We start from the raw sequence: 15,293 nt of genomic DNA, 5'->3' as shown, positions 1-15,293 counted from the left end.
ATTGGGTATCAAAAAGATTGGCATTTTGGGAGCGACTGGTGTTGTAGGCCATACAGCCTTTCAAACGATTTTGTCTAGAACGAACGATCCGATTTTGCTGGGCGGTAGAAATCTCGAAAAGCTAAGTGAGCTTTTTACTGGGACGGAAGGTAGGCTGGAATGCCAGCAGGTGGATGTATGCAACGAGGAGGAACTGCATGACTTTTGCGGTCAAGTCGATCTCGTCATCAATTGTGCAGGGCCCTCCAAGCAAATCGTTGATAAAGTTGCGGTCGCATGCCTCAAACATGCGGTCCATTACGTAGATGTGTCCGGAGATGAGCATCTGTATCAACAATTGCTCACGCGAAAGCAGGAAATCGAGGAAAAGGGACTGCTGTTTATCATCTCTGCTGGCGTTTACCCGGGGCTGTCGGAAGTTTTCCCAGCTTACGTCGCTGAAAATGATTTGGACGAAATCGATTTGCTCGAAGTCTTTTTTGCAGGGCAGGGCGGATTTTCACTCAATGCGGCATATGACATCGTCTGCAGCATTGAAGAAGATACCGGATGGGGAATGTCTTACTTCAAGCAAGGCGAGGTCAAAAAAATAGACGGGCCGTTCCATCGCAACTACACACTGCCGCATCCCGCTGGAAAGCGCGACACATATCCGGTAGTGACAAAGGAATTCGGCCTCATGACCAAGCAGCATAAAATCGAATCCGCTTATTTTTACAACAGCTATCAAAGCAATGCCATCCTGAATCAATTTGTGATGATCAAGGCTTTGCAGCAATACAAAACCGAGGAACAAAAAAGAGCATCAGCCAAGCTGCTGCTGGAACAGTTTGTGGCGAAGAAGCCGGGTGTGAAGGATTTTACGATGTTCCACCTGCATGCGACCGGAAAGCGTGACGGTAAAAATGTGCGGGTCTTCTCTACTCTCCTGTATCCGGGCGACTGGAATCAGATATCTGGCATCATCGCGGCCACAGTGGCTCACTTAATCGCGGAAGATCCGAACAGAAAAACAGGCTGCTTTTTCGTGGCAGAAGGCGTATCGGCGACAGGTTTGATTGATGCGCTTCGCGAGCAGCAGGTCGAACTCATGCATTCCATCATGGAAATGAAGTAGGGGGGACGTATGACAAAGAATCGTAAATTGCGTACCGTGGTATGCGGTTCCCGCTTTGGACAGTTCTACTTGGAAGCGGTAAAGGCATTGCCTGAGCAGTTTGAATTGGTAGGGCTGCTGGCAAAAGGAAGTGAACGCTCGCGTCAATGCGCCGAGCGAAATGGCATCCCGCTGTACACCGATGTCAATCAATTACCTGCTGACATTGATCTGGCTTGCGTCGTATTGCGTTCCACCGTGATGGGTGGCAATGGAACAGAGCTGTCGATCCAACTGCTTGCCAAGGGCATTCACGTCATTTCGGAAGAGCCGATCCACCATAAAGATTTGGCGCTGTGCCTAAAGCATGCCAAGCAGAACGGTGTTCATTTTATGACGGGCGATCTCTACGTACATTTGCCTGCTGTTCGCCGCTTTATTGCTTGCGCTCGTACGATGCTGGCTGTGCAGCCTGCCTTGTACATCGAGGCTGCTTGCGCTACACAGGTGTCCTTCCCGCTCATGCACATTTTGCAGGAAGCCCTCCCTTCTATTCGTCCGTGGAAAATCAGTCATGTCATCAAGGATGAGGGACCGTTTCAAGTGTTGATCGGACAGCTGGGCAAAATTCCAATTACGCTGCGCGCCCACAATGAAGTCGATCCTGATGATCCAGACAACCATCTGCATTTACTGCATCGCGTGACGATTGGTGTAGTTGGCGGGAGCTTGTCGCTTACAGACACGCATGGCCCTGTCGTGTGGCAGGCGCGTCTGCACGTACCGGATCTTCCCGACATTCACGGTGAGCTGACAGTTTCCCCACCTGCACACATGCTGGAAAACAGTACACACATATTGGGACCGCAGGAGACGCCGACCTATCGGGACATTCTTACGAAGCAGTGGCCGCAAGCTATCGGACGCGATTTACTCACCATGCGAGATAGGATCATGGGGCAGGTCGATAAGGCTACGATGGAAACACGCGCGCAGCAGGAACTATTGTGCTCACGACAGTGGCAAGAATGGACGCAGGCATTGGGATATCCCGTGTTGCGCTCGAATGGCAGTCATGAGCCATTGACGTTAGCGTCTCTCGAACAAGCAGCCTGGAGCATTCCAGATGACGAATTCCACGGCACTGCATCACCTAATGATGCGACTTTGGCGGAAAATAACGATGTTTTTGTATGCACGGCGTCTGCCGAGAGCGAGCTAAAAGGGATCGATGCTGTGCAGGTAAATACGTGCATTGAGCGCCTGGATGCAGCTGCGGTGGCCTCCATGCTGCTCGCGCTGCAATCTCAAGGAGCACTGACAGCGGGACAACATTCCTTTGCGGCGTCAGATATTTTCACTGCTGCAAACATAGCAGAGCGTCATCAACCAGTCATCAAGCGCTGGCTGCACATACTGACGGACCGTGGCTACCTGAAATTTGCTGCTGGCGAGTATCAATGCGGCATTCAGATGACGCGAGAGGAAGTAGAACGACGGTGGGATTTAGCCAAAAATGCCTGGAATGGCAAGCTGGGCTCACCGCTCGTCATGGACTATCTCAAGGACAATGCGGATCGGCTGCCACAGCTGATGGATGATACCCAACAAGCTGCTTTGCTGCTATTTCCTGAGGGGCGTATGCATGTTGCCAATGCGCTTTATCGGGACACCCTTGTGGCGCGTTATTTAAACAAGTCGGTCGCAGAAGCAGTAGCGCGGATCGCGTCTACGACAAACTCGCTTCGCATTCTGGAGGTAGGCGCTGGGACTGGAGCAACGAGTGATGTAGTTGTGGACCGCCTGAGGGGGTCTGTTTCCAAAGGACTGCATGTGGAGTATGTGTACACGGATGTGTCCCACTTTTTCTTATCCTCTGCACGTGAACGCTACAAAGCTTACCCATGGATGAAATATCAGGTGGTTGATATCGACAAAAATTTGTTTGCACAAGGCCTCACAGAAGGCAGCTTCGATATCGTGATTGCGGCAGGTATGTTGAACAACGCGCGGGACACGGATGAAGTCATCCAAGGGCTGTTGAAGACCCTTGCTCCAGGAGGCTGGATTATTATTACCGAGCCAACTCGAGAATTCGTAGAAATGCTCATCTCCCAAGCTTTCATGATGACTCCACCAGTAGATGACAGGAAAAATACGCAATCGACCTTCATGACTGTCCAGCAGTGGCTCGATGTTTTTGAACGGGCAGGTGTCAAGGAGCTTGCGGTCTTGCCTGAGGAGTCTCACCCACTGGCACCACTTGGACAAAAGCTGTTCCTCATCAAGAACAACATCGATGTTGGCGTACGTCAGCAGCTTTCCCCAAACGAAAACGAAATGGCGAAGCTCATTTAAATAGGAGAGTGTGCATATGCCCCAAAACCTCAAGACAAATAGCGTCGAGCTCTTGATGCGCCTACGCAGAGATGGAATTTTTTTATGGGAGGAAAATGGGAGCCTGCGTTACAAAGCCCCAAGAGGAACACTTGCAGCCGATGATTTACAGGCGTTAAAAGAACAGAAAGCAGACATTCTCGCTCTTTTGCGAGCCGAATCCCAACCGGTGACGGTGATACCCGATCCAGCAGCGCGATTTGTACCTTTTCCCCTGACAGATGTGCAGTCTGCTTATTTACTGGGACGGTATGAACTGTTTGGCTATGGTGGCGTGGCGTGCCATATTTACATGGAGCTGGACTATCCTGAGCTTGATCCGAAACGGGCAGAGGATGCGTGGAACCTGCTCATTGCAAGACATGACATGCTGCGTGCAACCATTGATCAGAACGGTCAGCAGCGCATTCTGGAGAAGGTTCCGCATTTGACGATTACCTATACAGATACGAGTGGCATGGATGAGCAGGAGGCAGGAAGAAGACTCGATGACATACGCGAAGCGATGGGACATCGCGTGTATGATACAGCCAAATGGCCGTTGTTTGATATCGGCTTGACGAAAACGAGCGACAGGGCTGTGCTCCATGTATCGATGGAATTTCTCATCGCGGATTGGGCGAGTATTTGGCTCTTGCTAGGTGAGTTTGAGGCCCTTTATAAAGAACCGGGAAAAACAATGCCCGCGCTGCCGATTACGTTTCGCGATTACGTCTTCGCCGAACGCAGCCTAAGAGAGACTACGGCATATGGCAGAGACAAAGCGTACTGGCAGCAACGGATCGATGCATTGCCACAGGCTCCAGACCTGCCAATGGCGAGACAGCAGACCCAGAATGGAGACGCACGCTTTCGCCGTCGCTTCATTCGCTTACATAACGCTTCGTGGGATACCTTTAAGCAGCGTGCCCAGCAGCGAGGATTGACGCCAACCTCCGCCGTGATGACTGCCTTTGCCACTGTGATCGAGCGCTGGAGTCGAAATCGTGCGTTTTGCCTGAATTTGACGTTGCTGAACAGACAGCCGCTACATGAGCGAGTCCATGAGATTGTCGGGGATTTCACATCCGTCAATTTGCTTGCGGTTGATTGGGGATTGGAGCGTTCTTTTCAAGGGCGGGCGAAAACTATTCAAAAGCAGTTGTTTGAAGATTTGGATCACCGTTTGTTTTCCGGCGTGGAGGTCATGCGCGAGCTAGCGCGTAGGCGCGGTCGTGAAGCCGCTCTGATGCCAATCGTTTTTACGAGTGCAATTGGGTTAGTAGAACCATCGGAAGGCGGTCAGCTACAGGGCAAAATTGCTGGGCACGGAATCAGTCAAACACCGCAGGTTTTCATCGATTGCCAAGCCATGGACAGCTCGGCAGGCTTGCAGGTGAACTGGGATGTGCGGGAGGGTGTTTTCCCAGAGCATGTCGTTGACGACATGTTTGATACTTTTGCAAAATTACTGCAATCTTTGGCGGACAGCGAGCAAATGTGGGAGGGAGTTGACGAAATTACGTTGCCAGACTGGCAGTGGGAAGAGCGTCAGCAGGTAAATGAGACCACGGAAGCTTTACCAGAGTACGCCTTGCATCAGCCAATCGTAGCACAAGCAATGTCGACGCCAGATCGTCCGGCTGTGATTGACAGTGAAGGACAGATCTCCTACGCGGAACTGGTCAAACGTGCTGCCGCAGTGGCAGGGAAGCTTAAGGAACTAGGCTGCCGCGAGCAAGACCGCGTTGCTATCGTAATGGATAAAGGCGTGCATCAAGTCGCAGCCGTACTCGGTACATTGTTTGCCGGAGCTGTCTATGTACCTATTGATCCGAAGCAACCCGAGATACGCCGACAGGTCATGATGGAACAGGCGGACATTCGTTATGCCTTGACGGTATCTACCAACCAGTTGCAATGGTCAGACGCTATTCAAACGATTGCAGTGGATCAAGTAAGCCCGCAGCATGAACCATTGATACTGCCTGAATTAAACCCGGATTTGCCTGCGTACATCATTTATACGTCTGGTTCCACGGGACAGCCTAAAGGGGTCGTCATTAGCCACCGCGCAGCAGCAAATACGATCGAGGACATGCTTCGTCGTTTTGCGATCACGGAAAAGGATCGCGTGCTTGGCCTTGCCCAGCTGAGCTTTGATTTATCTGTCTACGATATTTTTGCCACGCTCTCTGTGGGTGGTGCAGTTGTGTATCCTCATTCCGACCGGCAAACAGATCCTTCCCATTGGAGTGAGCTGATAGCCCGGCATGACATCACCGTATGGAATTCCGTGCCGGCCCTGATGCAGATGCTGGTCACGTATTTGGATGCCACGCCAACTGTCAAAGTAGACAGCTTGCGACTGGCCTTGCTTTCCGGTGACTGGATTCCCTTGACGCTACCTGATCGGATGCAAAAATATCTCCCTTCTGCACAGATCGTCAGTCTCGGCGGTGCCACAGAAGCATCGATCTGGTCGAACTATCATCTGTACAACGGACTGGAAGCAGACTGGAACAGTATTCCGTATGGCCGCCCGCTCGCCAACCAAGGCTTCCGCGTCCTCGATTCACAGATGCGCGATTGCCCAGTGTGGATGATCGGGGATCTGTATATTACCGGAGCAGGCTTGGCGGAGGGCTATGTCGGAGATCAACGGCTCACGGAGGAAAGGTTCTTTTCCCACCCTGTGGATGGAGAGAGACTCTACCGAACCGGTGATTTGGGCCGCTACACACCAGGGGGCGAAATCGAGTTTATCGGTCGCGAAGACAATCAGGTCAAAATCAGAGGGCATCGGATCGAGCTAGGTGAAATTGAATCGGCCCTGCTCAAACACCCTGCTGTCGCCGCAGCTGGTGTCGTGCTGGATGGAGCGAGTGACGAGCCTGTTTTGCTGGGGATTGTGGAGTGCGCCCGCAAGATGGATCGGGACCTTGGGACGGAAAGAGCGGAATTCGCGATGCTCGTAAATGGGATCAGTGAAGAAGTGGACATCGAGGTCAATCAGCGCATTGTCATGCTTCTGCAAGAGATTGCGCGACAGCATACGAGCATGCCTCTACGGGTATTGCAAGTCGGCGCAGGGAACGGGGCGTTAACAGAGCAAGTCTCGCAAGCGTTGGAAGGCCATGATTTAGAATATATAAGCATGGATACAGTTGAAGAAGAGTATCGGGCACAAGGATTGGCACCGAACTCGTTCGACGTAGTGTTCACTGATGGAGCGATAGATAGCTCTGACATGAACAAGCTGAAAGAACTGATTTGCCCGGGCGGGTGGCTCATTCTTGCCAAATGGACAGAGGCGTCATGGATAAGTGAGTTGCAGAAGGAAGAAGAGGGTCTTGTGTTCGTGTTGCAAAAGGAGGGAGAAAATCATCTGCTCGCCCATCGCGTGAAGCTGGACAGGGTGAGGGTCAGTGCCGCAGAGCTGGAAAAATTCCTTTCCCTTCATCTGCCTGCCTATATGCTGCCTGCCCACTTGCAAGTCGTAGACGCACTGCCACTCACCGGAAATGGAAAAATAGATCGCCGTGAGCTGGCAAAATGGCGCCCTGCATCGACGTTCGAACAAAGTGCTTTTCTGGACGCTACAGAGGGGGCTGAAACTGATCCGTTAGAAGTGCAGCTTGCACACGTCTGGGCTGAAGCATTGGGACTCTCGGGAATCGGCCGAACCCAAAGCTTTTATGAGTACGGTGCAGATTCTCTCATCATGGCGCAGGTAGCCGGAAAGCTGCGCGACAAGCTGGTGGAGGACCCGACGCACGCTGCCATTCCGTTTGATGTCTTGCTCCGACAAATGCTTAACTTCCCGACCGTGGAAGCACTGGCTGGCTTCATACACATGCGCAATCAGGAAGGGCAGCAAAGTGAGGAAGTCGCATTGCCGAAAAAACGCAACAAGTCGAGCAATGCCGTGCTGATTCCATATGGCGGTGACGAATCTGGGCCGCTGCGGGTTGTGTTCCATGCCGTTTTGGGGACGATGGACAGTTTTCGCCCATTGATTGAACAGCTCAAAGCCCAGCAGACAGGAAGCATCGTCGGGGTCGCCATTGACGACAGCGAACGTTATTGCGAACTAGAACCGTCTGAGCTGATAGAAACTGTGGCCGATGATTATGCCGAATGCTTGATCGACGTCTTGCGTGAAGGAGAGCAAAGGCCTGTACAGCTCATCGGCTATTCCTTGGGCGGGTTGATTGCCATTGAAGTGGCGAGAAGACTTGGGGAGCAGGGCGTCCCACTTCTGGACTTGGTTTTGATCGACATTCCTCCGATCCTGACAGAAGTGAATGATGATCTCTTGATTGAGGCACTCTTTGTTCCAAACCTGAACATTACGCTGGAACAGGCTGGTTTTGGAAAAGTGGATGAGCATGATTTTTCCCGGGCGATTTTGCAGCTCGTAGAAAAACACGGGGATTGCATCCCGCAAGGCTCAGCGTGCACCATCAGTGGAGATGATGGGCTAGACCAGGTGGGAGAGATATTCCGCAAATTATCCACGTTTGACAGAAGAGAACGCTTCACTGCTTATGTCCATGCGCTAGGCAAAACATCAGGGGAACAGATGCCAGTGGAAATGGCAGAGGGCCTGTGCAAAGTGTTTGGGCAGAGCTTTAAAGCTGCTCGCTATACTCCTTTGCCCTATATGGGAGACATTCGCTTCCTGCTGGCTCGCGAGCCGTTTCAATTTTTGCCAAGCACGAGCGAAGAGACCATCGCTTTTTGGCAAGATATATGCATTGGAGAACTGGAAGTGACAGAAATCGCCGGTAACCATTACAGCTGCATGGTAGGAGAGAATGCGGTCAAACTGGCGGAGCTGTTGACAGTACCACTCGGCACCAAATAACTTCTTTGTAACAATCAAGACAGCGGGAGACAAGGACGACAAAACAACGTCCTTTGTCTGCTGCTGCTCCTTTTCCTTAAATTACCAAGTCAAGAACCGTCATAGATACGATCAAAGACTGTGTTGAAATTCGTCAGCTCATTTTTCCAACCTTTGTAGCAAATGTGTAACGGAGCTTTTCTCCTATTCGTGATATCCTGAAGATAGTAGCAATTCCGATCACGCAGAAAGGAAGAGGTCCATGTCAGCTGAGAAAGAGTCCCGACTCTGCAAACGCTCTAAACAGATTCATAACCGAACGTTTGTCGTGAACTGCAAAGAGTTTTTGGTGAAGCAAGCAGACTTTCTGTTGGACGTATTCGCCGATGTAGAAGACGAGACTGGTCCTATTAAGAACGGTGCGAAAATTCAGGTAGGCTGGACCATTCTGCTGGTTTTCGAACGAGATGGGTATATGGAAATCGTGGCACCCGACTACGACGAGAATCCTTTTTCCGAAACAACTTCTGACCTGTCTGTGTCCTTGGTCGTGCAAATGGCGCAAAACAACTGTTTGCAAACCGTGCGAGCAGAAGGGGAAGCTGCTTTGTTCCAAGATAAAATCGTGGTGGCAAAAGGTGCATTTGAACAAGAACATGTCTATTTGCAGCGTGCAGAAGATGTTCGAAAAGGTGACTCCGGATGGTATCTCGGGCCTGTGGAAGGCGAAGTAGAAAGCGATCAGCTTGAGTCATACTACGTTTACCAACTGCTAAAGCTACGTCCGTCTCTTTTGCAAGCATTGGCACTTCCACGAGGGTATATCGTCGTGTTCCAAGGAGATCTAATTGAAGCAGTCTTGGATGAGCACGATGAAAATGTATGGCCGACACTCCATTAGCGGCTGTTATTTAACTTTGCCGATACTTTATTCACGAGCTGATCCGCTTGCCGCGTCGTTTCGGGCAAACGATATTTGGGAGAGAGCTTGGTGATCCATGCGCATGCAGTTGGCAAAGAGATTCCGTGTCCGATCGAGACGAATATCGGTTTGATATTCGGTTGTGTACGCAAGACTCCACCGATGATTTCACCCTGATCGATCAAAGGGGAATACACGCCTCTTTCCTGTGCGGGTTCTTCGTATTCGCCTAGCAGTCTCGTTTTTCCACAGCCAATGGTAGGAATGTCAAACAGGACGCCCAAATGACTGGCTAGTCCGAATCTTCGTGGGTGAGCGATTCCTTGTCCATCGCAGACGACAAGCTGCGGTGTTGTTTTTAGCTCCTTGAATGCACGCACCAACGGAGGCAGCTCTCGAAAAGAGAACAGGCCGGGAATATACGGGAATTCGACGGTGTCTTGAATGACGACAGACTCGACGACTTGCAGGGAATTAGCGTCGAGGATCACGACACCAGCAACTAACAAATCAGACTCGGCATGATAGGCGACATCTGCTCCAGCGATAAAGCGTACGTCCGCTAGTTGATCTTCTTTTTTCACTTGTTGGGCTAGTTGTCGCTGTAAGTTGATAGCTTCTTGCTCATCAATGTTCCAAGGATGTTGGATAATCGGCTCCATCTGGTTACCTCCGGATGATAGAAGATTTGTTCATTATATCCAATGGAGGCATTGCGCTCCAAGTCTTCTTAGGAACAATCCTGAGAAAATACGTTGACTTCTCGGATGAAAAGCACTATTTTGTAACCGACAGAATGATCATGTTCGAGATGGAACGAGGAGGGCTCGTCGTGAAAATCGCAGTAGTAGGAAGCATTAATATGGATCTCGTAACCCATGTACATCATTTGCCCAGAGCAGGAGAAACGATCGCAAGCCATCACTTCGAGCTGATCCCGGGTGGAAAGGGAGCGAATCAGGCGGTAGCAGCGTCTCGCCTGGGTGCGCATGTCTCCATGATTGGAATGGTAGGAGAGGATGAGAACGGCCGGGTTATGCTGGGAGGGTTAACGGATGCGCACGTTCACATAGAGGGGATCAAATGCTCGGGTACGACAGGCATGGCTTTTATCAATGTCAGTGATGACGGGGAAAATAACATCGTGCTCGTTCCGGGTGCGAATGCGCTCGTCAGCACCGAGCATATTGCAGACAATCAGTCTATTTTAAAGGACAGTGACATCGTATTGCTCCAACTGGAAATCCCGATGCATGTCGTGGAATATACCGTCAAAGAGGCTGCTCGACTCGGCAAGCTGGTCATTTTAAATCCGGCACCTGCACGCGAGCTATCCAGTGAGCTATTAACCCATGTACATACCTTAACCCCAAATGAAACAGAGCTTTCTATTCTCACGGGAATGCCTGTATCCACGATAGATGAAGTGCATGCCGCAGCCCAAAAGCTTTTGTCTGGTGGACCAAAGCGCGTCATCGTAACGTTGGGGGAAAAGGGCGCTCTCTTAGTAACCGCCGATGAGGCAACCCATATCCCGGCATTCCGCGTAGAACCAGTGGATACAACTGCGGCAGGTGATTCCTTTACGGCAGCTTTTGCAGTTGGGATCACACAAGGAATGACAGAAACGGAAGCGGCCACTTTCGCCAGCAAAGTAGCAGCGATTGTCGTAACAAGGAACGGTGCTCAACCATCCCTGCCTACTTTCGAAGAAGTACAAGCATACTCTTTTTAATGGGGACGATAGATGGAGAAGGTCAACTTAGCTGAAGAGTTTACGTTATTCCAACAGTGACAGATGTAGAGTCGATATAATCAATGATTAAGCCTATTTTGAGAGATGATTTTCAAAATGGGCTTTTTCTATAGGTATGGTTTACAGTTGCAGACATTTCATTTGTTAACCGAACGGTACATAATGTGTAAGATTTCCATAACAGTTGGAAACGAAAGGAGGATTCCGTTGAACAAACGCGGCAGACCTCGTGATTTTGATTACACTTCCATTGTAGATGTGGCCATGAAGACATTTTGGTCAAAAGGCTACAATGGTTGTTCTACGCATGATTTATGCAGTGATACTGGACTAGGTAAAGGCAGCTTGTACAATACGTTTGGCAGCAAACAGGACCTTTATCTAGCAGTGGTGGAACACTATCACGAAACTGGAATTCGTGAACAGCGGGCATTATTGGAAAGTCCGGGTTCTGTGAAAGAACGATTGCAAAATTTTTTAGCTTGGGCATTGGTGGAAGACTTTGAATCTACGAATCCAAAAGGATGTTTGCTGATCAATGCGGGATTGGAACGGGCAAAAGACGATCCCAAGATTGAAGAAATAGTCTCCAGACATGTTGAACTTTTGAAGCAAACCATGGAAAAAGTGATGGAGGAAGGCTTGCGAACGGGCGAAATCTCCAAAAAACGATCTGCTGTGGATTTGGCTAGCCTATTTTTAAGCAGTTACTACGGCTTCCGTGTGTTGAATACATCTACACAAAATCGGACATTGGCTGAACAAATCATGAACGGCACCATGGAATCTATCTTCGGCGCGTAATGCGCTCTTTTTTTGAGTTATTTTTGTACCGATTGTTACAATAATAAATAGAGGAGTGTTCCTTCATGCCGTCGATGATTTATTTGTTAGCGGTAGCGATTTTTGCGATGACGACTTCTGAATTTATGGTGGCAGGTATGATGAACGAGCTTGCCGATGTTTTCGACGTGTCGATCCCATCCATCGGGTATTTTATTACGGCGTATGCAGGAGCAATGGTGATAGGTGGCCCGATCCTAACAGCAACTCTCTTGCACATTCGCCGAAAACAAGCGCTGCTTTCTTTGGTTGCCGTCTTCTTTATTGGCCAATCGCTGGGAGCCATGGCTTGGAATTACGAGTCGATGATGCTTGCACGTATCCTAACAGGTATTGCTTCATCCGCAGCGTTTGGTATCTCCGTTAGTATTTCAGCCAGCTTGGTTCCCCCTCATTCACGGGGAAAGGCAGCTTCGATTGTTTTGGCAGGCTTAATGATTGCTACTGTCATCGGCCTCCCTCTGACAACCGTGATTGCACAATATTTCGGCTGGAGAATGAGCTTTTGGGCTGTTGCCGTTGTCGTATTGCTATCAGGGATCTTGATCCAATGGTTGCTTCCTTCCTTCGTACAAAAAGACCAGATGAACGGAAAGGATGAGCTTGCCAGTTTTCAAAATCCACACCTTTGGGCCGCGTATGTAACGAGTATGCTGATCATTGGCGGTACCTTCGCAGCGTTTAGTTATTTTACTCCGATTCTTACGGATGTAACGGCATTTTCGGATGCGAGTATCCCGTATTTGCTTGCCCTTTATGGTATCGCGACCGTGATCGGAAATATCGTGATTGGCAGACTTGCTGATCGTTTTACCATGCGCATCCTTGTAACGGGATTAAGCATACTCTTAGCGGCATTGGTTCTATTTGCCGTAGGCGCCGAAAATAAATGGATCGCTGTGCTATCCATTGTTCTGATTGGGTTGACGGGTGTCGCGATGAATCCGGCCATGATCGCACGAGTGATGAATACAGCAGGCAGTGGGACAATGGTAAACACTATGCATACTTCCTTTATTACATTGGGTGTTGCCATTGGTTCTTCCTTAGGCGGGATCGGGATCAGCAGTGGCTATGGGCTTGTTTCACCATTGTGGATAGGCGCTTGTTTAGCTGTTATTGGGTTACTTTCAATCGTTCCCTATCTGCAAAAGGGCAAAGTGTAAAAAACCAAACAATCCCTCTTGAAAGTCAAAAAAGGTCAAACTATAATAAAGTCAACGAAGGTCAGGAAAGGTCAAAGATCTTCTGAATTCCAAAACAACGCTTTTGGGGGGATTGAATATGCATTGTGAAATCTGCAAACAACGAGAAGCAACTGTGACTGTTCATATACGCGTGCAAAATCAGCAACAAAAATACGATCTGTGCAAAGACTGCCAGACAAAGCTGACCAACAAAATGGGAGTGGGTATGGGCTTTAGTCCTTTCTCCTCCTTCTCTGGACTGGATGAGTTCCTGCAAGGCTTTGCCCAAGGCCCGATGAACCCGGGCAAATCTTCCAGCCAAACGCAACCACAAGCACCAGAGCGTGGTGGAGGCATCCTCGATGACCTGGGACGTAATCTAAACGATGCGGCACGTGCTGGACTGATTGACCCTGTGATTGGACGCGAACAGGAAATTGAGCGTGTCATTGAGATTTTGAACCGACGCAATAAGAACAATCCGGTTCTGATCGGGGAGCCGGGAGTCGGGAAGACGGCGATTGCGGAAGGCCTCGCCTTGCGTATTACGGAAGGGCAAGTGCCGACCAAGCTGAAAAACAAGCAGGTGTACATTTTAGATGTCGCCTCTCTGGTTGCAGGGACGGGAATTCGCGGACAGTTCGAGGAAAAAGTGAAGCAAGTGATTGCCGAGCTGCAAATGCGCAAAAACGTCATCCTGTTTGTGGATGAGATTCATCTACTGGTGGGAGCAGGCTCTGCGGAAGGATCAATGGATGCAGGGAACATCCTGAAGCCTGCACTGGCTCGCGGTGAGTTGCAACTGATTGGGGCAACTACGTTAAAAGAGTATCGTGTGATTGAAAAAGACGCAGCTCTGGAGCGCCGCCTGCAGCCAGTCATGGTAAAGGAGCCAACCGTAGAACAAGCCATCGAGATTTTACAAGGATTACGTCCGAAATACGAAGCATTCCACCAAGTCGCTTACTCGGATGATGTCATCCGTGCCAGCGTGGAATACTCCCATCGTTACATTCAGGATCGATTCTTGCCTGACAAGGCGATTGATCTCATGGATGAAGTGGGCTCGCGTTTGAACCTGAGGTCCTCCGCGGTTGATACGGCAGAACTGCATGAGCGGCTGGCGCAAATCAATCAGGAGAAAAAGGAAGCGACGGAGCAAGAGGCATACGAACGAGCTGCCCGTCTGCGAGACGAGGAAGCAAGCATTTTAGAGAAGCTGGATCAGATTGAGGGCAAGGAACAACGCGTCCAGGTCGACGTCTCGGACATCCAAGCCTTGATCGAGCAAAAGACGGGGATTCCTGTTACGAAGCTGCAAAGTGATGAGCAGATGAAAATGAAAAACCTAGCGGCTCATTTGGAAGCAAAAGTCATTGGTCAATCCGAGGCGGTCACACAAGTCGCGAAGGCGATTCGACGCAGTCGTGCAGGTCTGAAACCGAAAAACAGACCGATTGCTTCCTTCCTGTTCGTCGGTCCGACTGGCGTAGGGAAAACAGAATTGTCCAAAGCATTGGCAGAGGAGCTGTTTGGTACCCGCGATTCCATGATCCGCCTCGATATGAGTGAGTACATGGAGAAGCACTCGGTATCCAAATTGATCGGTTCTCCTCCTGGCTACGTTGGTCATGAAGAAGCAGGTCAGTTGACAGAACGCGTTCGCCGCAACCCGTACAGCATCATTTTGCTGGATGAGATCGAAAAAGCACACCCGGACGTGATGCACATGTTCCTGCAAATTCTGGAGGATGGTCGTCTAACAGACAGTCAGGGCCGTACGGTGAATTTTAAGGAGACGGTCATCATTGCGACGAGCAATGCCGGCGTGAGCGAGCGTAAAATCTCTGTTGGCTTTGGAGCAAAAGCGCCCGAGCCTGCCACCGTGCTGGATTCTCTGGGGGCATACTTCAAGCCAGAGTTCCTAAACCGCTTCGACTCGATCATTTCCTTTGCCCATCTGGAAAAACAGGATTTGGTCAAAATCGTCGATCTGCTGCTGCAAGATGTTAGGGGCAATCTGTCTGAGCAAGGAATGGAGATCAGCGTGACAGATGCTGCAAAAGAAAAGCTGGCTGAGCTGGGCTACAACCCTTCCTTCGGGGCACGTCCATTGCGCCGTGTAATTCAGCAATATGTCGAGGATGGCATTGCGGATCTGGTGATGGAAGAAGACAATGTGACAGCGATGCTGATTGATGTAGAAGAGGAAGGCATTCGTGTCAAAAAAGCATAACAGGCGTAAAAAAAGAAACCCCAATGTG

General features: G+C 50.0%; 9 protein-coding genes. 8 read left to right on the top strand and 1 reads right to left on the bottom strand.

What is annotated here, in order from left to right:
• Position 1 precedes the first annotated feature (1 nt).
• From HP398_RS25080 to HP398_RS25065, 4 genes are all read left to right on the top strand, one after another.
• Complete coding sequence (locus HP398_RS25080; protein ID WP_173623970.1) at positions 2–1,117, top strand: saccharopine dehydrogenase family protein; 1,116 nt, start codon at positions 2–4, stop codon at positions 1,115–1,117.
• A gap of 9 nt (positions 1,118–1,126) precedes the next feature.
• Positions 1,127–3,454 (top strand): bifunctional Gfo/Idh/MocA family oxidoreductase/class I SAM-dependent methyltransferase, encoded by a 2,328-nt coding sequence (locus HP398_RS25075; RefSeq protein ID WP_173623969.1) that lies wholly within the window; start codon positions 1,127–1,129, stop codon positions 3,452–3,454.
• Positions 3,455–3,470: 16 nt separating this feature from the next.
• Positions 3,471–8,342 carry a non-ribosomal peptide synthetase gene (locus HP398_RS25070; protein WP_173623968.1) on the top strand — a complete coding sequence of 1,624 codons (4,872 nt, stop codon included), beginning with the start codon at positions 3,471–3,473 and terminating at the stop codon, positions 8,340–8,342.
• Positions 8,343–8,583: 241 nt separating this feature from the next.
• On the top strand, positions 8,584–9,222 hold the full coding sequence (locus HP398_RS25065; RefSeq protein ID WP_173623967.1) for an immunity protein Imm33 domain-containing protein: 639 nt from the start codon (positions 8,584–8,586) through the stop codon (positions 9,220–9,222).
• On the opposite strand, the gene nfi is transcribed toward HP398_RS25065, so the two are convergent.
• Complete coding sequence (gene nfi, locus HP398_RS25060; RefSeq protein ID WP_173623966.1) at positions 9,219–9,905, bottom strand: deoxyribonuclease V; 687 nt, start codon at positions 9,903–9,905, stop codon at positions 9,219–9,221. The two genes, HP398_RS25065 and nfi, sit on opposite strands and share 4 nt — an antisense overlap.
• A gap of 170 nt (positions 9,906–10,075) precedes the next feature.
• On the opposite strand from nfi, the gene rbsK reads away from it, so the two are divergent.
• The 4 genes from rbsK to HP398_RS25040 all read left to right on the top strand — a co-directional run bounded on the left by rbsK (position 10,076) and on the right by HP398_RS25040 (position 15,265).
• Positions 10,076–10,978: a ribokinase gene (gene rbsK, locus HP398_RS25055; RefSeq protein WP_173624059.1), complete on the top strand. Its 903-nt coding sequence runs from the start codon at positions 10,076–10,078 to the stop codon at positions 10,976–10,978.
• A 228-nt stretch (positions 10,979–11,206) separates the two neighbouring features.
• Positions 11,207–11,803 carry a TetR/AcrR family transcriptional regulator gene (locus HP398_RS25050; RefSeq protein ID WP_173623965.1) on the top strand — a complete coding sequence of 199 codons (597 nt, stop codon included), beginning with the start codon at positions 11,207–11,209 and terminating at the stop codon, positions 11,801–11,803.
• Between the two features lie 65 nt (positions 11,804–11,868).
• Positions 11,869–13,008: an MFS transporter gene (locus HP398_RS25045; protein ID WP_173623964.1), complete on the top strand. Its 1,140-nt coding sequence runs from the start codon at positions 11,869–11,871 to the stop codon at positions 13,006–13,008.
• Between the two features lie 118 nt (positions 13,009–13,126).
• Positions 13,127–15,265: an ATP-dependent Clp protease ATP-binding subunit gene (locus tag HP398_RS25040; RefSeq protein WP_173623963.1), complete on the top strand. Its 2,139-nt coding sequence runs from the start codon at positions 13,127–13,129 to the stop codon at positions 15,263–15,265.
• The last annotated feature ends 28 nt before the right edge of the window (positions 15,266–15,293 follow it).

This window comes from Brevibacillus sp. HB1.4B, from assembly GCF_013284285.1.
GTDB lineage: Bacteria > Bacillota > Bacilli > Brevibacillales > Brevibacillaceae > Brevibacillus > Brevibacillus porteri.
Note: the sequence above shows the minus strand (reverse complement) of the source record. Positions and strands in the feature narration are given on the sequence as shown.